The following is a 23,526-nucleotide window of genomic DNA, read 5'->3' as shown; positions in this document are numbered from 1 at the left end:
GCTAAAGCGCGAAGAGGCCGGTGCTGACAGGAGCGGGCTTGTCGGGACGCCAAACAGCCGCGAAGAGGCCAGACCTGCCATCGCACACGCTTTCAGACCGCATCGATCCGCACCCAGTAGCGCGTCAGGTAATGCACGCGGACAGGCAAAGACGCCGCCAGGTTTTCCAGCACCGCATCGGTATCATCCAAGCGAAAAGCACCAGAGACCCGCAACCCGGCAACCGCATCGCTGCACAGCAACCGCCCGGTCCGATAGCGCTGCAGCTCAGCTACCAGGTCCACCAAGCGCCACTCCACCGCCATCAGCATGCCCCGCACCCAGGCATCGCTATCCCGTGCCCCCGGCTCCGGCGCATCGACCCGCTCACGGTTAAACGCGACCCGCTGCCCGGCCTCAAGCCGCATCAGCCGATTGGCCGCCGCCGCAGGCCTGACTTCGACTGCATGCTCCAGCACCTGAACCACACTCTGCTGACCCTCACTGCGCACGCTGAACCGCGTACCCAGTGCACGAACGCTGCCCTGCGGTGTATGCACGACAAACGGCCGACCTTGTGGATCGGCCGCCGTCTGGATCAGCACCTCGCCACGATGCACTTGGATTTCCCGCAAGCCAGCGCCATAGCGGATATCCACAGCACTGTCGGTGTTGATATCCAACACCCCGCCATCGGCCAGGCGCAGATGGCGCCGCTCACCCTTGGCCGTGCGGTGCTGGGCCATGCGCGAGCTAATCGGCTCGATGATGTGCAGGCCCCAGCCCGTCGCCCCAGCGGCCAGCAGCAAGCCCAGCACCTTGGCCACAGCCCGTCGCCGCGCCCGCACTCCGGCAAGGGTGGGCAATGCGACCTCTTCAGGCAAATGGCCCAGTTGCCGTTGCAGCTTCTCCACCCGCGCCCAGGCCTGGGCGTGACGCGCATCCTGGGCAAGCCAAGCCTGCCAGCCGAGGCGCTCGGCCTCGCTCGGCGGCGCAGCGTGCAACTGCACATACCAAGTGGCTGCCGCCTGGAGAATCTTGCGCTCGAGCACGGCTCAGTCCTCGACCAGAATCAGGCACTGGGTCATGGCGCGGATCATGTGTTTTTTCACCGTCGTCACCGACACCGCCAAGCGCTCGGCCGTGGCCACATAGCTCAGCCCCTCCAGCTGCACCGCAAGGAAGATCGTGCGCGTACGCGGTCCCATCTCATCGAGCATGGCATCCACGGCCGTCAGGGTTTCCAGGATCAACAGCCGGGTTTCTGGCGAGATATCCAGTGCCTCCGGGCGCAACGCCAATACATCCAGGTAAGCCTGCTCCACCGCCCGGCGGCGGAAGCGGTCGATCATCAACGCCCTGGCAATCGAGCTGAGGTAGGTGCGCGGCTCGCGGATGGCGTCGACGTTGCGCGCTGTCAGTACCCGCAGGAAGGTGTCCTGGGCCAGGTCCGCCGCATCGCTGGAATTGCCCAGGCGCGCCCGCAGCCAGGTTTTCAGCCAGCCGTTGTGGGTGTGATAGAGATCGTGCAGGGCAGAGGCGTCGGCTGGAGGCATGGCGGACTGTACCTGAGAATGATTCTATCTATTGTTGGCTGGATCGTTGGGTTGGGGCAAGTGGCAGGCGGCTATTGAGTATGCAGACGGTGTTTGGTTTGGTGCGGGTAGATGAGTACTAGTTAAAAGGCCGGAAGGGTGCCAGAGCTGGCCTCATCGCGGGACAAGCTCGCTCCTACCCGAACGGTGCGTAGCGCAAAAACTGTGGTCAACTCGATCGCTGTAGGAGCGGGCTTGCCCGCGAAGAGGCCAGCACAGGCAGACCAAGCCAGTCTCACCCTGCAAGTTCTGCTGTGGAGCGGGTAAGGCCGCATCGGCGTATAGCGGCTGCGGGTGCTAATGGCCAGCCTTCTCAGCCTGGCCCAGTTCCACATCATCCATCACCGCCTTGACCATATCGCTGAGCAGATGCGCGGCCCAACCCAGGTCCGCTTCCCCGTCGGTGGCGGCCAGCAAGGTCATGCGCCGCACGCAGGCCATCATCGCCGAGGCCTGCTCCATCGCTCGGCCTGCATCGTGGCCTGCGTTGACGCGGAACAGCGGTTGATCGCCATCGCCGTAGCCGAAGCCGGTTTTGCCAACAGTCTTTGCGCCCATCATTCGACTCTCCATGTCAGTGACGTATCTGTATTTTTCCCAAGGCCATTTCGACCAACCCACGGGCAGCTTCGATTTCGTGAAGGGTGGCGAGATTGAGCGGATGGGCTGGGGTGTTGAAGGTGAACAGCGTGCTTTGGTTGGCAATGGAAAGGGCGCAGACCAGGTACTCGGCAGTCTGGATCAGAAGCTCTTCGAGTGTGTGGCAGGTTTCAGGGGCGTGGGGTGGATCGGGGACGATCTTCAGCATGGTCAAACCTCTGTTGGTTGGAGCCGACACCCGCTGCTGTCAAACAGGATGGGTGGCAGCTGTACGCGGGTTGACAGACCGGTCAACAAAGGAAACCCGGCGCACACGAGGTGCCCCACGCACAGCTGCCATTAGAGGCAAGCCATAAGGTTTTCTGTTGAGTCAGTCTGTCAAAACCGGTCGTTGAATTGGCAACGACCGGGCGAGACTAGAGGGCGACCCAAAGCACCGCAATGGCTTGTAAGGCGGGCGGAGTATGTTTGGGAAATGGACTACAGGGAATGGGGAAATTCTTAAAGTTTGGCGGGGTTCTGGGGCGCAGGTGTGGGCTTGGCTGGGCGGCGGCTGGCCACATCGCGGGGCGAGCCCGCTCCCACAGGAGTGGCGTTTTGCAGCAGATTCAGGGCAAAAAAAAACCGACCTATCAAGGTCGGTTTTTTCTGGATTTTGGTGCCCCGAGGGAGACTCGAACTCCCACTCCTTTCGAAAACGGATTTTGAATCCGCCGCGTCTACCAATTCCGCCATCAGGGCTTGTGGCGCCGCAGTATAGAGAGGGTCCTTCGGTCGGTCAATCGGCTTTCATGGAGAATTTTCATTCGTTGGGCTAAACTTTGCGGCCCTGTCGAACCGAACACCATCATGCGCGTCGCCGATTTTTCCTTCGAACTCCCCGATTCCCTGATCGCCCGCCACCCGCTGGCCGAGCGCCATGGCAGCCGACTGCTGGTTCTTGATGGACCGAGCGGGGCGCTGGTGCATCAGCAATTCACCGACTTGCTCGACTACCTGCGTCCGGGCGACCTGATGGTGTTCAACAACACCCGGGTGATCCCGGCGCGGCTGTTCGGCCAGAAAGCCTCCGGCGGCAAGCTCGAAGTGCTGGTCGAGCGGGTGCTCGACAGCCACCGGGTGCTGGCCCATGTGCGCGCCAGCAAGGCGCCCAAGGCCGGGACGCAGATCCTCATCGATGGCGGCGGCGAGGCCGAGATGGTCGCGCGCCATGACACGCTGTTCGAGCTGCGCTTCACCGAAGAGGTGCTGCCGCTGCTGGAGCGGGTCGGGCATATGCCGCTGCCGCCGTATATCGATCGCCCAGACGAAGGCGCCGATCGCGAGCGCTACCAGACGGTCTATGCCGAGCGCGCTGGCGCCGTTGCTGCGCCAACCGCAGGTCTGCACTTCGATGAAGCGCTGCTTGAGAAGATCGCAGCCAAGGGCGTTGAACGCGCCTTCGTCACCCTGCATGTGGGCGCGGGCACCTTCCAGCCGGTGCGGGTCGACAAGATCGAAGACCACCACATGCATAAAGAGTGGCTCGAGGTCAGTCAGGAAGTGGTCGATGCCGTTGCCGCCTGCCGCGCGCGCGGTGGTCGGGTAGTGGCCGTCGGCACGACCAGCGTGCGCTCGCTTGAGAGCGCTGCGCGTGACGGGCAGCTCAAGGCGTTCAGTGGCGACACCGACATCTTTATCTTCCCTGGCCGGCCGTTCCATGTGGTCGACGCCCTGGTCACCAACTTCCACCTGCCGGAGTCCACGCTGCTGATGCTGGTCTCGGCCTTCGCCGGTTATCCCGAGACCATGGCTGCCTACGCGGCAGCAGTCGAGCAGGGGTACCGCTTCTTCAGTTACGGTGATGCGATGTTCATCACCCGCAATCCGGCGCCACGCGGCCCCGAGGATCAAGCATGAGTCGCACCTGTCGAATGTCCTTCGAACTGCTGGCCACCGACGGCAAGGCCCGTCGTGGTCGCCTGACCTTCCCCCGTGGCACGGTCGAGACCCCGGCGTTCATGCCGGTCGGTACCTATGGCACGGTCAAGGGCATGCTGCCGCGGGACATCGAGGCCATTGGCGCCGAGATCATCCTGGGCAACACCTTCCACCTGTGGCTGCGCCCGGGCACCGAGGTGATCAAGAAGCACAACGGCCTGCACGATTTCATGCAGTGGAAAGGCCCGATCCTCACCGACTCGGGTGGTTTCCAGGTGTTCAGCCTGGGCGCCATGCGCAAGATCAAGGAGGAGGGCGTTACCTTCGCCTCGCCCGTCGATGGCTCCAAGGTGTTCATGGGCCCGGAAGAGTCGATGCAGGTCCAGCGCGACCTGGGCTCGGACATCGTGATGATCTTCGACGAGTGCACGCCGTACCCGGCCGAGCATGATGTTGCTCGTACCTCGATGGAGTTGTCGCTGCGTTGGGCCCAGCGCTCGAAGAATGCCCATGGCGACAACACCGCGGCGCTGTTCGGTATCGTCCAGGGCGGCATGTACCAGGACCTGCGCATGCGCTCGCTCGAAGCGCTGGTCAACATCGACTTCGATGGCCTGGCCATCGGCGGCCTGTCGGTCGGTGAGCCCAAGCACGAGATGATCAAGGTGCTGGACTATCTGCCTGCGCAGATGCCGGCTGACAAACCTCGTTACCTTATGGGTGTAGGCAAACCCGAGGATCTTGTAGAGGGTGTGCGCCGCGGCGTCGACATGTTCGACTGCGTGATGCCGACGCGCAACGCGCGCAACGGCCATCTGTTCATCGATACCGGGGTGATCAAGATCCGCAACGCGTTCCATCGCCACGATGATTCGCCGCTGGATCCGACCTGCGATTGCTACACCTGCACTAACTTCTCCCGCGCCTATCTCCATCACCTGGACAAATGCGGCGAAATGTTGAGCAGCATGTTGAATACGATCCATAACTTGCGTCATTACCAGCGTCTGATGGCCGGTTTACGCGAGGCTATTCAACAAGGTAAATTGGCCGCCTTTGTCGACGCCTTCTATGCCAAACGCGGGCTGCCTGTGCCGCCTTTGGACTGACTGTCTCTCACGTATTGCCAACTCAACACGTGCAACTTAACAACTGGAGTGTCACATGAGCTTTTTGATCCCCGCCGCTTACGCGGACGCAGCTGCCCCGGCCGCCGGCCCTGCTGGTACTGGCTTTGAGTGGATTTTCCTGGTTGGCTTCCTGGTCATCTTCTACCTGATGATCTGGCGTCCACAGGCCAAGCGTGCCAAAGAGCAGAAGAACCTGCTGGGCAACTTGCAAAAAGGTGACGAAGTTGTCACCAACGGCGGCATCGCCGGCAAAATCGTCAAGGTTTCCGATGATTTCGTGGTTCTGGAAGTGTCCGACACCGTCGAGCTGAAGTTCCAGAAGGGCGCCGTGGCTGCGACCCTGCCAAAAGGTACGCTCAAGGCTATCTGAGTTACCGGTTTTCTTTTCCAGTCGGGGCGCGCAACGCGCCCCGCGTCTTGAACGGGCGGCGTGATGCTGAACAAATACCCTCTGTGGAAATACGCACTGATCGTGCTGGTACTGGCGATCGGTTTCATTTATTCCGCTCCCAACCTTTACCCGGATGATCCGGCGGTGCAGATCAGTGGTGCGAGCTCCGCACTGCAGGTCAACCAAGCCGACCTCGATCGCGTCACCAAGGCGCTGAGCGATGCCGGTATCGCCGTGAAGGGCGGTAGCCTGGGCGAGAAGGGCAGTGCGCTGGTGCGCCTGACCAACCAGGAAGACCAGCTCCCTGCCAAGGATGTGGTGCGCAAGGCACTGGGCGATGATTACGTCGTGGCCCTGAACCTGGCCCAGACCACCCCGCAGTGGCTGCGTAACCTGGGTGCAAGCCCGATGAAACTGGGTCTGGACCTGTCCGGTGGTGTGCACTTCCTGCTCGAAGTGGACATGGACAAGGCCATGAGCGCCCGGATGAAAGTCTACGAAGGCGAAGTGAAGACCCTGTTGCGCAAAGAGCGCATCCGCTATCGCAGCCTGCCTCAGCAGGACGGCGGCATCATGCTGGGCTTCTCCGACGACGCCACCCGCGAACAGGCCCGTGCCCTGATCCGCAAGAATTTCACTGATTTCGACCTGACCACCACCGAGCGCAACGAGCTCGCCGTGCTGCGTCTGGCGCTGACCCCGGCCAAAGTTGCCGAGATCCGCGAATACTCGATCAAGCAGAACCTGACCACCGTCCGTAACCGTGTCAACGAGTTGGGCGTGGCTGAGCCACTGGTGCAGCGCCAAGGCGCCAACCGCATCGTGGTCGAGCTGCCAGGCGTGCAGGACACTGCCGAAGCCAAGCGTATCCTCGGCAAGACCGCCAACCTCGAGTTCCGCTTCGGTGCCGAGCCAGGCGCGTCCAAGGCCACCACTGAGGTCTTCGAGTTCCGTGACGGTGGTCGCTCGGCGCCCGTCGAGCGCGGCCTGATCATCACCGGTGACCAGGTCACCGATGCCCAGGCCAGCTTCGACGAGCAGGGCCGTCCGCAGGTCAACATTCGCCTCGATGGCCATGGCGGCGAACTGATGAGCCGCGCTACCCGCAGCAACGTCGGGCGCAGCATGGCGGTAATCTTCATCGAGCAGAAGCCGGTGACCCGCTACGTCAAACAGATGGTCGACGGTGTCGAGAAGGAAGTGCCAGTTCAGAGCTTCCAGGAAGACAAGAAGATCATCAGCCTGGCGACCATTCAGTCGCCACTGGGCAGCCAGTTCCGGATCACCGGTCTGAACGGCCAAGGCGAATCGTCCGAGCTGGCCCTGCTGCTGCGTGCCGGTGGTCTGGCCGCACCGATGTACTTCGCTGAAGAACGTACCATCGGTCCAAGCCTGGGTGCTGACAACATCACCAAGGGTGTCGATGCATCGCTGTGGGGCATGCTGTTCGTCTCGCTGTTCATCATCGCCATCTACCGTGGCTTCGGTGTGATCGCGACCATCGCCCTGACCGGTAACATGATCCTGCTGCTGGCGCTGATGTCGCTGCTCGGCGCGACCCTGACCCTGCCAGGTATTGCCGGTATCGTGTTGACCATGGGTATGGCGGTTGACGCCAACGTGCTGATCTTCTCGCGGATTCGCGAGGAGCTGAAAAACGGCATGACGGTCCAGCGCGCCATCCACGAAGGCTTCAGCCGTGCCTACACCGCGATCATCGACGCCAACCTGACCAGTCTGTTGGTCGGCGGCATCCTGTTCGCCATGGGTACCGGTCCGGTCAAAGGCTTCGCGGTTACCATGTCCCTCGGGATTTTCACCTCGATGTTCACCGCCGTCATGGTGACCCGCGCAATGGTCAACCTGACCTGCGGCGGGCGTGACATCAAGAAGCTGTGGGTTTGAGGGAATAACCATGAAAACCATCAACTTCATGGGCGTGCGCAATGTCGCGTTCGCCATCACCGTACTGCTTACCGTGCTGGCACTGTTCAGCTGGTGGCAGAAGGGCCTGAACTTCGGTCTGGACTTCACCGGCGGTACGCTCATCGAGCTGACCTACGAGCGTCCGGCAGACCTGAAAACCGTGCGTGCCGAGCTGGTCGAGTCGGGCTTTGGCGATGCCGTGGTGCAGAGCTTTGGTGCGACCACCGACCTGCTGGTGCGGATGCCTGGCGACGACCCGCAACTGGGTAGCAAAGTCGCGGCGGCGTTGCAGAAGGCCGGTGGCGACAACCCGGCAACCCTCAAGCGCGTCGAGTTCGTCGGCCCGCAGGTGGGCGAGGAGCTGCGTGACCAGGGCGGCCTGGGCATGCTCCTGGCGCTGGGCGGGGTGTTGATCTACCTGGCCTTCCGCTTCCAGTGGAAGTTCGCCGTGGGCGCGATCATCTCGCTGATCCACGACGTGGTGGTGACCGTAGGTATCCTGTCGTTCTTCCAGATCACCTTCGACCTGACGGTGCTGGCGGCGGTCCTGGCGATCATCGGTTACTCGCTCAACGACACCATCGTCGTGTTCGACCGGGTACGTGAGAACTTCCGGGTCATGCGCAAGGCTTCGTTGATCGAGAACATCAACGTCTCGACCACCCAGACCCTGCTGCGTACCATCGCCACCTCGGTGTCGACCTTGCTGGCCATCGCGGCGCTGCTGTTCTTCGGCGGCGACAACCTGTTCGGCTTCTCCCTGGCACTGTTCATCGGGGTCATGGCCGGTACCTACTCGTCGATCTACATCGCCAACGTGGTGCTGATCTGGCTGAATTTGAACAGCGAAGACCTGATTCCACCGGTCAAGGCTGAGGGTGTGGACGACCGTCCGTAAGGATTTGTCCTACGCCGTTTGACGCAAAGAGAGCCGCGAGTGTTGAACTCGCGGCTTTTTTTTTACTCCAAGGCTGGGAGAAGCGCGGGTTCGGACCCGCAAGTACGATCAGGAGGTTCACGTGAATAAATCAATGCTAGTGGGTGCGGTGCTGGGTGCTGTCGGTGTCACTGCCGGAGGTGCTGTGGCGACCTACAGCTTGGTGAACAAAGGCCCTGAGGTTGCTCAGGTGACGGACGTGCAGCCGATTAAACAGCAGGTCAAGACCCCGCGCGAAGTGTGCAAGGACGTCACCGTGACCCGTCAGGCGCCGGTCAAGGACCAGCACCAGATTGCCGGCACCGTGGTCGGTGCACTGGCTGGCGGCTTGCTGGGTAACCAGATTGGCGGCGGTACCGGCAAGAAGATCGCCACCGTGGCCGGTGCGGTCGGTGGCGGTTATGCCGGTAACAAGGTGCAGGAGGGCATGCAGGAGCGTGACACCTACACCACCACGCAAACCCGCTGCAATACGGTCAACGACCTCAGCGAGAAGGTGGTTGGCTACAACGTGACCTATTCGATTGGCGACAAGGTCGGCAAGGTGAAGATGGATCACGAGCCGGGCTCGACCATTCCGCTGGATGAGAATGGCAAGCTGGTGCTGAGCCAGGCGCAGCCGGGGCAGTAAGGCTAGTTCTCTGACTGACGCAGTGCATCTTGGACGGCAGTATCGTGGACGCAGTGCATCGTGGGAGCGGGCTTGCCCCGCGATAGCGTCAGGCGGGCTTCCTAGGTTGATGGGCGCATGCTATCGCGGGACAAGCCCGCTCCCACGCATCTCACCAGGGCAATAGCCACAAAAAAGCACCCCGTAGGGTGCTTTTTTTGTGGCTGAAATCCGCCTCAGCGTTTCAGCGAGTGCGGCACGTGCGGCTGGATGGCAGTCAGCACGGCTTTGAAGCACTTGATGTTGCCCGCAACGATATGGCCCTTCTCGAGGAAGTCATGGCCACCGTTGAAGTCGCTCACCAGGCCGCCGGCTTCTTGTACCAGCAGTACGCCGGCAGCCATGTCCCATTCGGACAGGCCCGACTCCCAGTAGGCGTCGAAACGGCCAGCGGCGACATAGGCCAGGTCCAGGCTGGCGGAGCCGGCGCGGCGGATGCCGGCGGTCTGGCCAGTCAGGGCGCGGAACATGCCCAGGTAGTTGTCCAGGTCTTCCATCTGGTTGTCGCGGAACGGATAGCCGGTACCCAGCAGTGCGCCTTCCAGGCTGGTGCGCGAGCTGACGCGCAGGCGGCGACCGTTGACTTGGGCGCCACGGCCACGGCTGGCGGTGAACTCTTCCTGGCGCACTGGGTCGAGGACCACGGCGTGTTCCAGGCGGCCACGGTATTTGCAGGCGATGCTGACCGCAAAGTGAGGAACGCCACGCAGGAAGTTGGTGGTGCCATCCAGCGGATCGATGATCCACAGGTAATCCTTGCCTTCTTCGCCGGAGCCAGCGTGCAGGCCGGTCTCTTCGCCTTGGATGGAGTGGTTCGGGTAAGCCTTGCGCAAGGCGTTGACGATGCTCTGCTCGGCAGCGCGGTCAACCTCGGAGACGTAGTCCTTGGCTTCCTTTTCGTCGACCTTGATGCTATCCAGGCGTTCGATGGAGCGGAAAATCAGTTCACTGGCGCTGCGAGCAGCGCGCAGGGCGATATTCAGCATAGGCTGCATGGGCGTTTCACCTGGGGATGTTAAAGAAGAAAGCCGCACATTCTAGCAGAAAACTCCTGCGGCAGAAGTGTGACATTTGCTTTCGTGGCGTTACGCTGGTCGGTTCTGTAAGATCAATACCCCCTTCAATCGCATCTATGAGCACACACCTTGCTGCAGAATATTCGTGTTGTTCTGGTCAATACCAGCCACCCCGGCAACATCGGCGGCGCTGCTCGTGCCATGAAAAACATGGGCTTGTCGCGCCTGGTGCTGGTTCAGCCACTGGACTTTCCCGCTGCCGACGCCAGCGCCCGTGCCTCCGGCGCCGACGATGTGCTCGATGGCGCCCAAGTGGTCGGCTCGCTGGAAGAGGCGCTGGTCGGCTGCAGCCTGGCGATCGGCACCAGTGCCCGTGACCGCAGCCTGCCCTGGCCCATGCTCGACCCGCGTGAGTGCGGCGCCAAGGCCGTAGAGCGCGCCGCTACCGGTGAGGAAATCGCCCTGGTGTTCGGGCGCGAGCATGCCGGCCTGACCAACGACGAACTGCAGCGATGTCACTTCCACGTGCACATTCCCTCGAACCCCGACTTCAGCTCGCTGAACCTTGCTGCCGCTGTCCAGGTGCTCGCCTACGAGGTGCGCATGGCCTGGCTGACCGAGCAGGGCACACCGGCGAAAGTCGAGAAAGCGGACGCCGGCGAGCTGGCGACACTGGACGAAATGGAGCGTTTCTACGACCACCTGGAAAAAACCCTGGTGGATATCGCGTTCCTCGATCCCGAGAAGCCCAAGCACCTGATGGCGCGTCTGCGCCGGTTGTATGGGCGTAGTGCGGTCGACCGTTCGGAAATGAGCATTTTGCGCGGCATCCTCACCGAGACCCAGAAGGTCGCCCGAGGCGAGCCGCATAAGCGGAAGGACTGAAAGATGTTTGAACGTCTGCGTGAAGATATCCAAAGCGTATTTCATCGTGACCCGGCAGCGCGCAACGCCTTCGAGGTGCTGACCTGCTACCCGGGGATGCACGCCATCTGGCTGCACCGTCTCGGTCATGCCCTGTGGCTTCGTGACTTCAAATGGCTGGCTCGGCTGGTGTCGAACTTCGGTCGCTGGATGACCGGTATCGAGATCCATCCCGGCGCGACCATCGGTAGGCGCTTCTTCATCGACCACGGCATGGGTATCGTCATTGGCGAGACTGCCGAGATCGGTGACGACGTCACCCTGTACCAAGGCGTGACCCTGGGCGGCACCAGCTGGAATAAAGGCAAGCGCCACCCCACCTTGGAGAACGGCGTGGTAGTCGGTGCCGGCGCCAAGGTGCTGGGCCCGTTTACCGTCGGTGCCGGGGCCAAGATCGGCTCCAACGCCGTGGTCACCAAGGAAGTGCCGCCAGGCGCCACGGCGGTGGGTATCCCAGGGCGCATCATCGTCAAGACCGAAGACAGCGAAGTCGAGGCCAAGCGCAAGGCCATGGCCGAGAAAATCGGCTTTGACGCCTACGGCGTCAGTGGCGACATGCCCGATCCGGTGGCGCGAGCGATTGGCCAGATGCTCGATCATCTGCAGGCCGTCGACGAGCGCCTGGAGGGCATGTGTGGCGCCCTGACCAACCTGGGTAGCGATTACTGTGGCAAGGAACTGCCGGCTTTGCCTGAAGACGACTTCGTCGAGCTGATTCAGGGCGAAGCCAAGCCGGCCGACGCCAAGCAAGCCGCGCAGGGTGACACCCAGCCGCATTGACATCAGTTCGTCATCTGGGGCGTGTGATCACGCCCCATGTCTGCTACACTCGCGCCCGCCTCCCAGATGCAAACCCGACTAAAGCAGTAGGTCTTATAGTTGACTTAAATGCTCGGGAATCGCATACTCGCTCACATCTTGTAACTCCCGTGGTACCCATACGCCATGCGACTGACTACCAAAGGCCGATACGCCGTGACCGCCATGCTTGACCTGGCACTGCACGCGCAGCATGGGCCGGTGTCTTTGGCCGACATTTCCGAGCGCCAGGGCATTTCCCTCTCTTATCTGGAACAGCTGTTCGCCAAGCTGCGCCGTAGCAGCCTGGTTTCCAGCGTGCGCGGTCCAGGCGGTGGCTACCAGCTGTCGCGGGGCATGGAAACCATCCAGGTGGCCCAGGTCATCGATGCGGTCAATGAATCGGTCGATGCCACCCGCTGCCAGGGCCTGGGGGATTGCCATGCCGGTGACACCTGCCTGACTCACCACTTGTGGTGCGACCTCAGCCAGCAGATCCATGAATTCCTCAGTGGCATCAGCCTGGCCGACCTCGTGATGCGCCGTGAGGTGCAAGAAGTCGCCCAACGCCAGGACCTGCGCCGTGTCGCAGGCCGATCCGCCCAGCTGGACAAGATTGAGACGTCCGCCGTCGACTGAACCGTGACGACGAGCGACGCCAACGCCTGATAGGAGATACTCAATGAAGTTGCCGATCTACCTCGATTACTCCGCGACCACCCCGGTCGACCCACGTGTGGCCCAGAAGATGGCCGACTGCCTGCTGGTCGACGGAAACTTCGGTAACCCGGCTTCGCGCTCCCACGTGTTCGGCTGGCGCGCCGAGGAAGCTGTGGAGAACGGCCGTCGTCAAGTAGCCGAGCTGATCAACGCCGACCCGCGCGAGATCGTCTGGACCAGCGGTGCTACCGAGTCCGACAACCTGGCGCTGAAGGGTGTTGCGCACTTCTATCAGACCAAGGGCAAGCACATCATCACCTCCAAGATCGAGCACAAGGCGGTCCTGGATACCGCTCGCCAGCTCGAGCGTGAAGGTTTCGAAGTCACCTACCTCGAGCCGGGCGAAGACGGCATCGTCACCCCGGCCCAGGTCGAGGCGGTGCTGCGCGACGACACCATCCTGGTCTCGCTGATGCACGTCAACAACGAAGTCGGCTCGATCAACGACATCGCCGCCATCGGTGAACTGACCCGTTCGCGCGGCGTGCTGTTCCATGTCGACGCCGCCCAGTCGGCTGGCAAGGTCGAAATCGACCTGCAGAAACTCAAGGTCGACCTGATGTCGTTCTCGGCGCACAAGGTCTACGGCCCGAAAGGCATCGGCGCGCTGTACGTCAGCCGCAAGCCACGGGTTCGCCTGGAAGCCATCATTCACGGCGGTGGCCATGAGCGCGGCATGCGTTCGGGCACCCTGCCAACCCACCAGATTGTCGGCATGGGCGAGGCGTTTGCCATTGCCAAGCAGGAAATGGCCAGCGAGAACGTCCGCATCAAGGCCCTGAGCGACCGCTTCTTCAAGCAGGTCTCGGACCTCGAAGAGCTCTACGTCAACGGCAGCCAGACTGCCCGCGTGCCGCACAACCTGAACCTGAGCTTCAACTACGTTGAAGGCGAGTCGCTGCTGATGTCGCTCAAGGACATCGCGGTATCGTCGGGTTCGGCCTGCACCTCCGCTTCGCTCGAGCCGTCCTATGTACTGCGCGCTCTGGGCCGTAACGACGAGCTGGCACACAGCTCGATCCGCTTCTCCTTCGGCCGCTTCACCACTGAAGAAGAAGTCGACTACGCCGCGCAGGAAGTCTGCAAGGCAGTCAACAAGCTGCGTGAGCTCTCGCCGCTGTGGGACATGTACAAAGACGGCGTCGACATCTCCAAGATCGAGTGGGCCGCCCACTAAGCAGTCGCCGGCAAGAGCGGCTCCCTGATGAGGAAGGAATTGCACCATGGCATACAGTGAAAAGGTCATCGACCACTACGAAAACCCGCGCAACGTCGGCAAGATGAACGCCGACGATCCGGATGTCGGCACCGGCATGGTCGGCGCCCCGGCCTGCGGTGACGTGATGCGTCTGCAGATCAAGGTCAACGAGCAGGGCGTCATCGAAGACGCCAAGTTCAAGACCTATGGCTGCGGTTCGGCCATCGCCTCCAGCTCCCTCGCCACCGAGTGGATGAAGGGCAAGACCCTGGACGAAGCCGAAACCATCAAGAACACCCAGCTGGCTGAGGAACTCGCGCTGCCGCCGGTCAAGATCCACTGCTCGGTACTCGCCGAAGACGCCATCAAGGCGGCCGTACGCGACTACAAGCAGAAGAAAGGCTTGATCTGAGTCGCAAGACTCAACGGTAAGCACAGCTAAGCAAAGGAGCTCCGATGGCTATCAGCATGACAGAAGCCGCCGCCAACCACGTGCGGCGTTCCCTCGACGGGCGCGGCAAGGGTGAGGGCATTCGCCTGGCCGTGCGCACCACCGGTTGCTCGGGCCTGGCCTACGTGCTGGAGTTCGTCGACGAAGTGGCGTCTGAAGATCAGGTGTTCGAGAACCACGGCGTGAAGGTCATCATCGACCCGAAAAGCCTGGTCTACCTCGACGGTACCGAGCTCGACTTCGTCAAGGAAGGGTTGAACGAAGGCTTCAAGTTCAACAACCCCAACGTGCGCGGTGAGTGTGGCTGCGGCGAAAGCTTCAATGTCTGAGGCTTGACGTGGGTACTCCTTGCCATTTCGCTCTGTTTGACCTCAAGCCGGGCTTTCGTCTGGACCTCGACAAGCTGGCCGTTCGCTACCGCGAGCTGGCCCGCGAGGTCCATCCGGACCGTTTCGCCGATGCCTCCGAACGTGAACAGCGCATTGCCCTGGAAAACTCGGCAGCGTTGAACGACGCCTACCAGATCCTGCGCAGCGCCCCGCGGCGTGCCCGCTATCTGCTGGCCATCAGTGGCCATGAAGTGCCGCAGGAAGTCACCGTGCATGACCCGGACTTCCTGTTGCAGCAGATGGAGCTGCGTGAGGAGCTCGAAGAGCTGGACGATCTGGACGGTGTCGCGGTGTTCAAGAAGCGCCTCAAGGCTGCCCAAGACACGCTCAACGAGGATTTCGCCGCCTGCTGGGATGATGCTGCGCAGCGTGAACAGGCCGAGCGCCTGATGCGCCGCATGCAGTTCCTCGACAAGCTCGCCCAAGAAGTGCGCCAGTTGGAAGAGCGCCTCGACGATTAACCCGGCGTTGCCGTGACGACGCCTAAGGTATCTAGATAAGCATGGCCCTACTGCAGATCGCCGAACCCGGTCAGAGCCCACAGCCGCACCAGCGCCGCCTGGCGGTGGGGATCGACCTGGGTACCACCAATTCTCTGGTTGCCGCCTTGCGCAGTGGCCTGAGCGAGCCGCTGCCCGACGCGCAGGGCAGTGTCATCCTGCCGTCCGCCGTGCGCTACCTCGATGGCCGCGTTGAAGTCGGCCAGGCTGCGCGCGACGCTGCCTCCAGCGACCCGCTCAATACTATCTTGTCGGTCAAGCGCCTGATGGGCCGTGGCCTGGCAGACGTCAAGCAACTCGGCGAACAGCTGCCTTACCGTTTTGTGGGCGGTGAGTCGCACATGCCGTTCATCGACACGGTCCAGGGGCCAAAGAGCCCGGTGGAAGTGTCTGCCGACATCCTCAAGGTGCTGCGCCAGCGTGCTGAGCAGACCCTGGGTGGCGACCTGGTAGGGGCGGTGATTACTGTCCCGGCCTACTTCGACGACGCCCAGCGCCAAGCCACCAAAGATGCCGCCAAACTGGCCAGCCTCAACGTTCTGCGCCTGCTCAACGAGCCGACCGCTGCTGCCGTGGCTTATGGTCTGGACCAGAACGCCGAAGGCGTGGTGGCGATCTTCGATTTGGGTGGCGGTACGTTCGATATTTCTATCCTGCGTCTTACCGCTGGCGTCTTCGAAGTGCTGGCCACGGGGGGCGATACGGCCCTGGGTGGTGACGATTTCGATCACGCGATTGCTGGCTGGATCATCGAGCAAGCGGGTTTGTCCGCTGACCTCGATCCCGCTACCCAGCGCCTGCTGCTGCAGACTGCTTGCGCCGCCAAGGAAGCCCTGACCGACGCCGACGCAGTTAGCGTTCAGCACGGTGCCTGGCAGGGCGAGCTGAGCCGGGCGGCCTTCGAAGCGATGATCGAGCCAATGATCGCCCGCAGTCTCAAGGCTTGCCGGCGCGCCGTGCGTGACAGCGGCATCGAACTCGAAGAGGTCGGGGCGGTGGTCATGGTGGGTGGTTCGACTCGCGTTCCGCGTGTGCGCGAAGCGGTCGGCACGCTGTTTGGCCGTACCCCGCTGACGTCGATCGACCCCGATCAGGTGGTCGCTATCGGCGCCGCGATCCAGGCCGATACCTTGGCGGGTAACCGTCGCGAAGGCGGCGAGCTGTTGCTGCTGGACGTCATCCCGCTGTCGCTCGGTCTTGAGACCATGGGCGGCCTGATGGAGAAGGTGATCCCGCGCAACACCACGATCCCTGTGGCCCGCGCGCAAGAGTTCACCACTTATAAAGATGGCCAGTCGGCCATGATGATCCACGTCCTGCAGGGTGAGCGCGAGCTGATCAGCGACTGCCGCTCCCTGGCCCGCTTCGAGTTGCGCGGCATTCCGGCAATGGTGGCAGGCGCGGCGAAGATCCGCGTGACCTTCCAGGTCGACGCCGACGGGCTGCTCAGCGTAGCCGCCCGCGAGCTGGGCTCTGGCGTGGAGTCGAGCATTCAGGTCAAGCCGTCGTACGGCCTGACCGACGGAGAGATCGCCCGCATGCTCAAGGACTCCTTCGAGCACGCAGGTTCCGACAAGCAGGCGCGTCAGCTGCGTGAGCACCAGGTCGACGGCGAACGCCTGCTCGAAGCGGTGCAGGGCGCATTGGACGCCGATGGCGAGCGCCTGCTAAGCGCCGAAGAGCGCGAGGCTATTGCCTTCCAGATGCAACAACTACGTGATTTGCTGGCCGGCACCGATGGCCCTGCCATCGAGCAACAGACCAAGATTCTGTCGCAGGTGACCGATGCATTTGCCGCCCGTCGCCTTGATTCGACGGTCAAAGCCGCACTGGCCGGGCGCAACCTGAATGAGATCGAGGAGTAACCGATGCCCCAGGTGAAATTCCTGCCGCACGAGAAGTTCTGCCCGGAGGGCCTGGTGGTCGAGGTGCCTGCTGGCACCAACATCCTCGAGCTGGCTCACGAGCACCATATCGAGATGGAAAGCGCCTGCGGCGGCGTCAAGGCCTGCACCACCTGCCACTGCATCGTGCGCCAGGGCTTCGACTCGCTGGAAGAAGCCGACGAGCTCGAAGAAGACATGCTGGACAAGGCCTGGGGCCTGGAAGCACAGTCGCGCCTGGGTTGCCAGGTAGTGGTCGGTGATGAAGACCTGACCATCGAAATCCCCAAATATTCGCTCAACCACGCCGCTGAAGCGCCGCACTGAGTCTGGAGGCTGGCATGAGTCTGAAATGGGTTGATGTACTTGAGATCGCCATCCAGCTTGCAGAAAGTAAGCCTGAGGTCGATCCTCGTTATGTAAATTTCGTCGATCTGCACCGTTGGGTACTGGCCCTGCCAGAATTTAGCGACGATCCGTCACGCGGCGGTGAGAAAGTGCTCGAGGCCATCCAGGCGGCTTGGATCGAAGAAGCCGACTGAGCGTTATCTGCAGGTTAGGCAATCCCCTGGAACCCGCGTATAATTCGCGGGTTTAATTTTTCGCAACACTCAATTTTCTGGAGTTATCATGGCTGTTCAACGTACTTTCTCGATCATCAAGCCTGACGCAGTTGCCAAGAACGTCATCGGCAAGATCACCACTCGCTTCGAAGACGCTGGCCTGAAAATCGTTGCTTCGAAAATCAAGCAACTGTCCAAAGCCGAAGCTGAAGGCTTCTACGCTGAGCACAGCGAGCGCGGTTTCTTCGGTGACCTGGTTGCCTTCATGACTTCCGGTCCAGTTGTCGTTCAGGTTCTGGAAGGCGAAAACGCCATCGCTCTGAACCGTGAGCTGATGGGCGCTACCAACCCTAAAGAAGCTGCTGCCGGCACCATCCGTGCTGACTTCGCTGAGTCGATCGACGCCAACGCCGTTCACGGTTCGGACTCCGAAGCTGCCGCTGCTCGCGAAATCGCTTACTTCTTCGCTGCTACCGAGGTAACCACTCGCTAAGCGAAAGCTTACGGGTGAGGGTGAATCCATGACGACATCTACTGGCAAAATCAACCTGTTGGGTCTGACCCAGCCGGAAATGGAACAGTTCTTCGACTCGATTGGGGAGAAGCGCTTCCGTGCCGGTCAAGTAATGAAATGGATTCACCATTTTGGCGTCGATGATTTCGCCGCCATGACCAATGTCGGCAAGGCCTTGCGCGAAAAGCTCGAGGCTGTTGCCGAGATTCGGCCTCCGGAAGTGGTCAGTGAAGACATTTCCGCCGACGGCACCCGTAAATGGGTGATCCGCGTTGCCTCCGGCAGCTGCGTCGAGACCGTCTACATCCCCACCGACGACCGCGGTACCCTCTGCGTTTCGTCCCAAGCCGGCTGCGCCCTGGACTGCAGTTTCTGCTCCACCGGCAAGCAAGGCTTCAATAGCAACCTCACCGCCGCCGAAGTCATTGGCCAGGTGTGGCTTGCGAACAAATCCTTCGGAACCGTCCCGGCCAAAGTCGACCGCGCCATTACCAACGTGGTGATGATGGGCATGGGCGAGCCGTTGCTCAATTTCGACAATGTCATCGCCGCCATGAAGATCATGATGGATGATCTGGGCTATGGCATTTCCAAGCGTCGCGTCACCTTGTCCACTTCCGGCGTGGTGCCGATGATCGACGAACTGGCCAAGCACATCGACGTTTCCCTGGCGCTGTCGCTGCACGCGCCGAACGACGAACTGCGTAACAAGCTGGTACCGATCAACAAGAAGTACCCGCTCAAGGTGCTGCTGGAGTCGTGCATGGGCTACATGGCCACCCTGGGTGGCAAGCGCGTGCTGACCGTCGAGTACACCCTGCTCAAGGACGTCAACGACCAGCCGGAACACGCGGCGCAGATGATCGAACTGCTGCGCGATGTGCCGTGCAAGATCAACCTGATCCCGTTCAACCCATTCCCGCATTCCGGTTACGAGCGGCCGAGCAACAACGCCATCCGCCGCTTCCAGGACATGCTCCATCACGGTGGATTCAACGTCACCACCCGCACCACCCGTGGCGAAGATATCGACGCCGCCTGTGGTCAGCTGGTTGGCCAGGTGATGGACCGCACCCGCCGCAGTGAGCGCTACATTGCTGTGCGTCAGCTCAACGACGACGTGCAGATGCAAGATAGCGCCGCGCGCCACTGACCGAGAACCTGCCAATGACCCTGCGCGCCGCGCTGTCGATCCTGACGCTGTTGCTGCTGGCCGGCTGCGTGTCCGGCGGCGCCGGCGATCCGCTGGCCAGCCATCAAGGTCGGGTCGAAGCGGGGCGGGCTTATGTACAGTTGGGCTTGGGTTATTTGCAACAAGGTTTGACCGAGCAGGCCAAGGCGCCGCTGGCCAAAGCCCTGGCCCTGAATGACCGCGATGCCGACGCCCATGCCGCCCTGGCCTTGGTGTTCCAGGCGCAGGGCGAACCCGCCCTGGCCGAGGAGCATTTTCGCCAGGCCCTGGCGCAGCGTGCCAATGACACGCGGATTCGCAACAACTACGGCAGTTTCCTATATGCTCAGGGGCGTTTTAGTCAGGCCGAGCAGGTCTTTCGCCAGGCCGGCGCCGATACCCTGTATCCTGAGCGCTCGCGAGTCTTTGAAAACCTTGGCCTGACCGCCATGAAGCTAGGGCGTCCAGAGCAAGCGCGCGAGTATTTGGAAAAAGCCCTGCAACTCAACCCACGGCAACCCAGGGCGTTGCTGGAAATGGCTGAGTTGTCCTACGAAAACAGGCATTATGTGCCGGCCCGTGATTACTACGATCGTTTCAGCCAGCTGAGCGACCCGCAAGCCCGCAGCCTGCTGCTGGGTAGCCGCCTGGCGCGGGTGTTCGCTGAACCGGCCGTGGTGGCTGAACTGGGCCAGCAATTACAACGACTTTATCCCGGTACGCCGGAATATCAGCAATACCTGTCGGAGCAACGATGAAAGCCGCTCATCCCGAAGTAGCAGCAGCGTCTCACCAGCACCCCGGTGAGATCTTGCGCCAGGCCCGCGAAAACCGCGATTGGTCGCAAGCCGAGGTAGCCCGCAAGCTCAACCTGACCCTGAGTTCGCTGAACAACCTGGAATCCGGCGCCTTCGACAAGCTGCCAGGGCACACCTTCGCCCGTGGTTACATCCGTGCCTATGCCAAGCTGATGGACATGGACCAAGCCCCGTTGGTGGCCGCCTTCGACCAGATCACCGGTACCCATGCCCAAGGCAGCCAAGTGCATGCGCTGGGCCGTATCGAAGAGCCGGTGCGCCTGTCGCACAACATCCTGCGCGGTGTCAGTCTGCTGTTGCTGGTGGCGGTGGTCGGCGGTGGCTTTTTCTGGTGGCAAGACCAGACCAGCCTGCGCGGCAAGGACTTGGCCAAGATCGCCCTGGAGCACGTTGAAGTCGAAAGCGCCGACGGCACCACGCAGATTCACCCGTTGGACGAGCCAGAAGACCAAGCCGTCAGCGAAGGCCAGCAGCCGCAAACCGAGCCATTGGCGCTAGAGCAGGCACCTGCTGGCGAGACCAGCGGCTCAGCCAATGAAGAAGCTACTGCGCCGGCCACGCCCGCGGCCGCAGCCAGCACCCCAGCGCCGGCAGCCCCGGCCGCTGCGGCACAGGCTCCTGCAGCTGCGGCTGCGCCAGTGGCACCGGTCGCGCCAGTAGCGCCAGTAGCAGCTGCTACCCCGGCCGCCAGCGTGCCGGCTAGCGCCGCCGAACCTGCCGCCCCGGCCCCAGCCGGCAGCGCCAAGGTTGCAATTCAATTCACCGCCGATTGCTGGACTCAAGTCTCCGACGGCAACGGCAAGGTGCTGTTCAGCGCCATCAAGCGCAAGGGTGACAGCCTGGAACTGACCGGCAAGCCGCCGTTCGCGGTACGCCTGGGCTTTGCCCGTGGCGCCCAGGTCAGCTACAACGGCCAGGCCGTCGACGTTGCACCGTTCACCAGTGGCGAAACCGCTCGCCTGAAGTTGGGACAGTAAGTCATGCACGGCGAATCTCCGATCAAACGTCGCGAATCCCGGAAAATCTGGGTCGGCAATGTGCCGGTGGGCGGCGATGCGCCCATCGCGGTGCAGAGCATGACCAACACCGACACCAATGATGTCGCCGCCACGGTCGGGCAGATCCAGCGCCTGGTCGATGCTGGCGTCGACATCGTCCGTGTCTCGGTACCGGACATGGACGCCGCCGAAGCCTTCGGCCGCATCAAGCAGCTGGTCAGCGTGCCGCTGGTGGCCGATATCCACTTCGACTACAAGATCGCCCTGCGTGTGGCTGAACTGGGTGTCGACTGCCTGCGCATCAACCCGGGCAACATTGGCCGCGAAGACCGCGTACGCGCGGTGGTCGATGCGGCGCGTGATCGTGGTATCCCAATCCGTATCGGCGTCAACGCCGGCTCCCTGGAAAAGGACCTGCAGAAGAAGTACGGCGAACCGACCCCAGCCGCGCTGGTCGAGTCGGCGCTGCGCCATGTCGAGCACCTCGACCGCCTGGATTTCCAGGACTACAAGGTCAGCGTCAAGGCATCCGACGTGTTCATGGCCGTCGAGGCCTACCGCCAATTGGCCCGGCAGATCGTCCAACCGCTGCACCTGGGCATCACCGAAGCCGGTGGCCTGCGTTCGGGGACAGTGAAATCCGCCGTCGGCATCGGTATGCTGCTGGCCGAAGGCATTGGCGATACGATTCGTATTTCCCTGGCCGCAGACCCTGTTGAAGAAGTGAAGGTCGGCTACGACATCCTCAAGTCGCTGCACCTGCGTTCGCGTGGCATCAACTTCATCGCCTGCCCGAGCTGCTCGCGGCAGAACTTCGATGTGGTCAAGACCATGAACGAGCTGGAAACGCGCCTGGAAGACCTGCTGGTGCCGTTGGATGTGGCCGTGATCGGCTGCGTGGTCAACGGCCCAGGTGAGGCCAAGGAGTCGCATGTGGGCCTGACCGGCGGTACGCCGAACCTGGTCTACATCGACGGCAAGCCTGCGCAGAAGCTGAACAATGACAACTTGGTCGATGAACTGGAAAAGCTCATCCGCCAGAAAGCGGCCGAAAAGGTCGAGGCCGATGCGGCGCTGATCGCCCGTGGCTGAAACACAGATTGGTAAGGACTTTTCGTGAGCAAATCGCTGCAAGCCATCCGTGGCATGAACGACATCCTGCCTGAGCAGTCGCCGCTGTGGCGCTACTTCGAGGGCACCGTGGCCGGCCTGCTGGATGGTTACGGCTACAGCCAGATCCGCACGCCGATCGTCGAGTTCACCGAGCTGTTCAAGCGCTCGATCGGTGAAGTCACTGACATCGTCGAAAAAGAGATGTACACCTTCGAGGACCGCAACGGCGATTCGCTGACCCTGCGTCCCGAAGGCACCGCCGCCTGTGTACGTGCAGTGCTCGAGCATGGCATCACGGGCAATGGCCAGGTGCAGAAGCTTTGGTACATCGGCCAGATGTTCCGCCACGAGCGCCCGCAGAAAGGCCGCTACCGCCAGTTCCACCAGATTGGCGTGGAAGTGTTCAACCTCGACGGTCCGGACATCGACGCCGAGCTGATCATGCTCACCTGGCGCCTTTGGGGCCAATTGGGCATCCAGGACGCGGTCAAGCTTGAACTGAACAGCCTGGGTACCAGCGAAGCCCGTGCCCGCTACCGTGACGCGCTGGTCGAGTTTCTCTCGGCGCGCCTGGAGCAGCTCGACGAAGACAGCCAGCGCCGCCTTAAAAGCAACCCGCTGCGCATCCTCGACAGCAAGGACCAAGGCACCCAAGCGGTGCTGGTCGGTGCGCCGAAGCTGGAAGATTACCTGGACGAAGAATCGCGCCTGCACTTCGAGGGCCTCAAGGCCCGCCTGGACGCTGCCGGTATTCCGTTCGTGATCAACACCAAGCTGGTGCGTGGCCTGGACTACTACAGCAAGACCGTGTTCGAGTGGGTCACCGACAAGCTCGGCGCCCAGGGCACTGTCTGTGCCGGTGGTCGCTACGATGGCCTAGTCGAGCAGATGGGCGGCAAGCCGACCCCGGGTGTGGGTTTTGCCATGGGTATCGAACGCTTGATCCTGCTGCTCGAGACACTGGGCAAGGTGCCCGAGTCGATCAGCCGTCAGATCGACCTGTACTTGTGCGCCTTTGGCGAGCAGGCGGAGCTGGCGGGCCTGAAGCTCTCCGAAACCCTGCGTGACCAAGTGCCCGGCCTACGCCTGGCGGTCAACGCCGGTGGCGGCAGCTTCAAGAGCCAGTTCAAGAAAGCCGACAAGAGCGGCGCGCTGTTCGCCCTGATCATGGGTGACGACGAACTGGCGCAACAAGTGGTAGGTTTCAAGCCCCTGCGTGGCCAGGGCGAACAACAGAACATTGCCTGGGATGCTCTGGCCGAGCACCTGCAAGCTGCTCTCGCGCAAGCGTAAGCAGTCAAACAGCCGAATTGCTGAATAGG

Annotated in this window: 27 protein-coding genes and 1 tRNA gene; 22 read left to right on the top strand and 6 right to left on the bottom strand. The window is 62.0% G+C overall.

Annotated features, from left to right (window positions below; all coding sequences use genetic code 11):
* Positions 1-92: 92 nt before the first annotated feature.
* From ACF8K2_RS03270 to ACF8K2_RS03250, 5 genes are all read right to left on the bottom strand, one after another.
* A complete protein-coding gene (locus tag ACF8K2_RS03270) occupies positions 93-1,031 on the bottom strand; it encodes a FecR domain-containing protein (protein WP_392463425.1) in 939 nt (312 codons plus the stop codon).
* A gap of 3 nt (positions 1,032-1,034) precedes the next feature.
* A complete protein-coding gene (locus ACF8K2_RS03265; RefSeq protein ID WP_186554101.1) occupies positions 1,035-1,535 on the bottom strand; it encodes a sigma-70 family RNA polymerase sigma factor in 501 nt (166 codons plus the stop codon).
* A 336-nt stretch (positions 1,536-1,871) separates the two neighbouring features.
* Positions 1,872-2,135 carry a DUF3077 domain-containing protein gene (locus ACF8K2_RS03260; RefSeq protein ID WP_186554100.1) on the bottom strand — a complete coding sequence of 88 codons (264 nt, stop codon included), beginning with the start codon at positions 2,133-2,135 and terminating at the stop codon, positions 1,872-1,874.
* 13 nt (positions 2,136-2,148) lie between these two features.
* A complete protein-coding gene (locus ACF8K2_RS03255) occupies positions 2,149-2,382 on the bottom strand; it encodes a hypothetical protein (RefSeq protein ID WP_392463423.1) in 234 nt (77 codons plus the stop codon).
* Positions 2,383-2,830: 448 nt separating this feature from the next.
* Positions 2,831-2,915: transfer RNA gene (locus tag ACF8K2_RS03250), tRNA-Leu, on the bottom strand.
* Positions 2,916-3,023: 108 nt separating this feature from the next.
* Between ACF8K2_RS03250 and queA the strand changes: the two genes are divergently transcribed.
* From queA to ACF8K2_RS03220, 6 genes are all read left to right on the top strand, one after another.
* Positions 3,024-4,073, top strand: coding sequence for a tRNA preQ1(34) S-adenosylmethionine ribosyltransferase-isomerase QueA (gene queA, locus ACF8K2_RS03245; protein ID WP_186554098.1), 1,050 nt, complete (start codon positions 3,024-3,026; stop codon positions 4,071-4,073).
* 14 nt (positions 4,074-4,087) lie between these two features.
* Positions 4,088-5,203: a tRNA guanosine(34) transglycosylase Tgt gene (tgt, locus tag ACF8K2_RS03240; protein WP_186554297.1), complete on the top strand. Its 1,116-nt coding sequence runs from the start codon at positions 4,088-4,090 to the stop codon at positions 5,201-5,203.
* Between the two features lie 55 nt (positions 5,204-5,258).
* The gene (gene yajC, locus ACF8K2_RS03235; protein ID WP_186554097.1) at positions 5,259-5,594 is read left to right on the top strand and encodes a preprotein translocase subunit YajC; all 336 of its coding nucleotides are present in this window, start codon (positions 5,259-5,261) and stop codon (positions 5,592-5,594) included.
* A 63-nt stretch (positions 5,595-5,657) separates the two neighbouring features.
* The gene (gene secD, locus ACF8K2_RS03230) at positions 5,658-7,520 is read left to right on the top strand and encodes a protein translocase subunit SecD (RefSeq protein ID WP_186554096.1); all 1,863 of its coding nucleotides are present in this window, start codon (positions 5,658-5,660) and stop codon (positions 7,518-7,520) included.
* Between the two features lie 10 nt (positions 7,521-7,530).
* On the top strand, positions 7,531-8,439 hold the full coding sequence (gene secF, locus ACF8K2_RS03225; protein ID WP_186554095.1) for a protein translocase subunit SecF: 909 nt from the start codon (positions 7,531-7,533) through the stop codon (positions 8,437-8,439).
* 121 nt (positions 8,440-8,560) lie between these two features.
* Positions 8,561-9,109 (top strand): glycine zipper 2TM domain-containing protein, encoded by a 549-nt coding sequence (locus ACF8K2_RS03220; RefSeq protein WP_186554094.1) that lies wholly within the window; start codon positions 8,561-8,563, stop codon positions 9,107-9,109.
* A gap of 215 nt (positions 9,110-9,324) precedes the next feature.
* On the opposite strand, the gene suhB is transcribed toward ACF8K2_RS03220, so the two are convergent.
* Positions 9,325-10,143: an inositol-phosphate phosphatase gene (suhB, locus tag ACF8K2_RS03215; RefSeq protein ID WP_186554093.1), complete on the bottom strand. Its 819-nt coding sequence runs from the start codon at positions 10,141-10,143 to the stop codon at positions 9,325-9,327.
* A 150-nt stretch (positions 10,144-10,293) separates the two neighbouring features.
* Here suhB and trmJ point away from each other — a divergent pair, with 150 nt between their 5' ends.
* From trmJ to hisS, 16 genes are all read left to right on the top strand, one after another.
* On the top strand, positions 10,294-11,049 hold the full coding sequence (gene trmJ, locus ACF8K2_RS03210) for a tRNA (cytosine(32)/uridine(32)-2'-O)-methyltransferase TrmJ (RefSeq protein ID WP_392463420.1): 756 nt from the start codon (positions 10,294-10,296) through the stop codon (positions 11,047-11,049).
* 3 nt (positions 11,050-11,052) lie between these two features.
* Positions 11,053-11,868: a serine O-acetyltransferase gene (gene cysE, locus ACF8K2_RS03205; RefSeq protein WP_392463419.1), complete on the top strand. Its 816-nt coding sequence runs from the start codon at positions 11,053-11,055 to the stop codon at positions 11,866-11,868.
* 165 nt (positions 11,869-12,033) lie between these two features.
* Entirely contained in the window at positions 12,034-12,525 is a 492-nt protein-coding gene (gene iscR, locus ACF8K2_RS03200; RefSeq protein WP_042111731.1) for a Fe-S cluster assembly transcriptional regulator IscR, read from the top strand.
* 43 nt (positions 12,526-12,568) lie between these two features.
* Entirely contained in the window at positions 12,569-13,783 is a 1,215-nt protein-coding gene (locus ACF8K2_RS03195) for an IscS subfamily cysteine desulfurase (RefSeq protein ID WP_186554090.1), read from the top strand.
* A gap of 46 nt (positions 13,784-13,829) precedes the next feature.
* Positions 13,830-14,216, top strand: coding sequence for a Fe-S cluster assembly scaffold IscU (gene iscU / locus ACF8K2_RS03190; protein WP_011532337.1), 387 nt, complete (start codon positions 13,830-13,832; stop codon positions 14,214-14,216).
* Between the two features lie 44 nt (positions 14,217-14,260).
* Complete coding sequence (gene iscA / locus ACF8K2_RS03185; RefSeq protein ID WP_186554089.1) at positions 14,261-14,584, top strand: iron-sulfur cluster assembly protein IscA; 324 nt, start codon at positions 14,261-14,263, stop codon at positions 14,582-14,584.
* Positions 14,585-14,592: 8 nt separating this feature from the next.
* Positions 14,593-15,105 carry a co-chaperone HscB gene (hscB, locus tag ACF8K2_RS03180; RefSeq protein WP_392463418.1) on the top strand — a complete coding sequence of 171 codons (513 nt, stop codon included), beginning with the start codon at positions 14,593-14,595 and terminating at the stop codon, positions 15,103-15,105.
* Positions 15,106-15,146: 41 nt separating this feature from the next.
* Positions 15,147-17,009 carry a Fe-S protein assembly chaperone HscA gene (gene hscA / locus ACF8K2_RS03175; protein ID WP_392463417.1) on the top strand — a complete coding sequence of 621 codons (1,863 nt, stop codon included), beginning with the start codon at positions 15,147-15,149 and terminating at the stop codon, positions 17,007-17,009.
* Between the two features lie 3 nt (positions 17,010-17,012).
* Positions 17,013-17,354, top strand: coding sequence for an ISC system 2Fe-2S type ferredoxin (gene fdx / locus ACF8K2_RS03170; protein WP_186554086.1), 342 nt, complete (start codon positions 17,013-17,015; stop codon positions 17,352-17,354).
* Positions 17,355-17,368: 14 nt separating this feature from the next.
* A complete protein-coding gene (gene iscX / locus ACF8K2_RS03165; RefSeq protein ID WP_136916531.1) occupies positions 17,369-17,569 on the top strand; it encodes a Fe-S cluster assembly protein IscX in 201 nt (66 codons plus the stop codon).
* Between the two features lie 88 nt (positions 17,570-17,657).
* Positions 17,658-18,083 carry a nucleoside-diphosphate kinase gene (gene ndk / locus ACF8K2_RS03160; RefSeq protein WP_033701183.1) on the top strand — a complete coding sequence of 142 codons (426 nt, stop codon included), beginning with the start codon at positions 17,658-17,660 and terminating at the stop codon, positions 18,081-18,083.
* Positions 18,084-18,111: 28 nt separating this feature from the next.
* Positions 18,112-19,257, top strand: coding sequence for a 23S rRNA (adenine(2503)-C(2))-methyltransferase RlmN (rlmN, locus tag ACF8K2_RS03155; protein ID WP_264234816.1), 1,146 nt, complete (start codon positions 18,112-18,114; stop codon positions 19,255-19,257).
* Positions 19,258-19,271: 14 nt separating this feature from the next.
* Entirely contained in the window at positions 19,272-20,033 is a 762-nt protein-coding gene (pilW, locus tag ACF8K2_RS03150) for a type IV pilus biogenesis/stability protein PilW (RefSeq protein ID WP_186554084.1), read from the top strand.
* The gene (locus tag ACF8K2_RS03145; RefSeq protein WP_392463416.1) at positions 20,030-21,070 is read left to right on the top strand and encodes a RodZ domain-containing protein; all 1,041 of its coding nucleotides are present in this window, start codon (positions 20,030-20,032) and stop codon (positions 21,068-21,070) included. Before pilW ends, ACF8K2_RS03145 begins: the two co-directional genes overlap by 4 nt.
* A 3-nt stretch (positions 21,071-21,073) precedes the next feature.
* On the top strand, positions 21,074-22,183 hold the full coding sequence (gene ispG / locus ACF8K2_RS03140; RefSeq protein WP_186554082.1) for a flavodoxin-dependent (E)-4-hydroxy-3-methylbut-2-enyl-diphosphate synthase: 1,110 nt from the start codon (positions 21,074-21,076) through the stop codon (positions 22,181-22,183).
* Between the two features lie 24 nt (positions 22,184-22,207).
* Complete coding sequence (gene hisS / locus ACF8K2_RS03135; RefSeq protein ID WP_186554081.1) at positions 22,208-23,497, top strand: histidine--tRNA ligase; 1,290 nt, start codon at positions 22,208-22,210, stop codon at positions 23,495-23,497.
* The last annotated feature ends 29 nt before the right edge of the window (positions 23,498-23,526 follow it).

The sequence above is a fragment of the Pseudomonas sp. xss_2 genome (genome assembly GCF_043104195.1).
In the GTDB taxonomy this organism is placed as follows: domain Bacteria; phylum Pseudomonadota; class Gammaproteobacteria; order Pseudomonadales; family Pseudomonadaceae; genus Aquipseudomonas; species Aquipseudomonas urmiensis.
The sequence above is the reverse complement of the archived record's forward strand: the minus strand, read 5'-3'. Positions and strand labels throughout refer to the sequence as shown.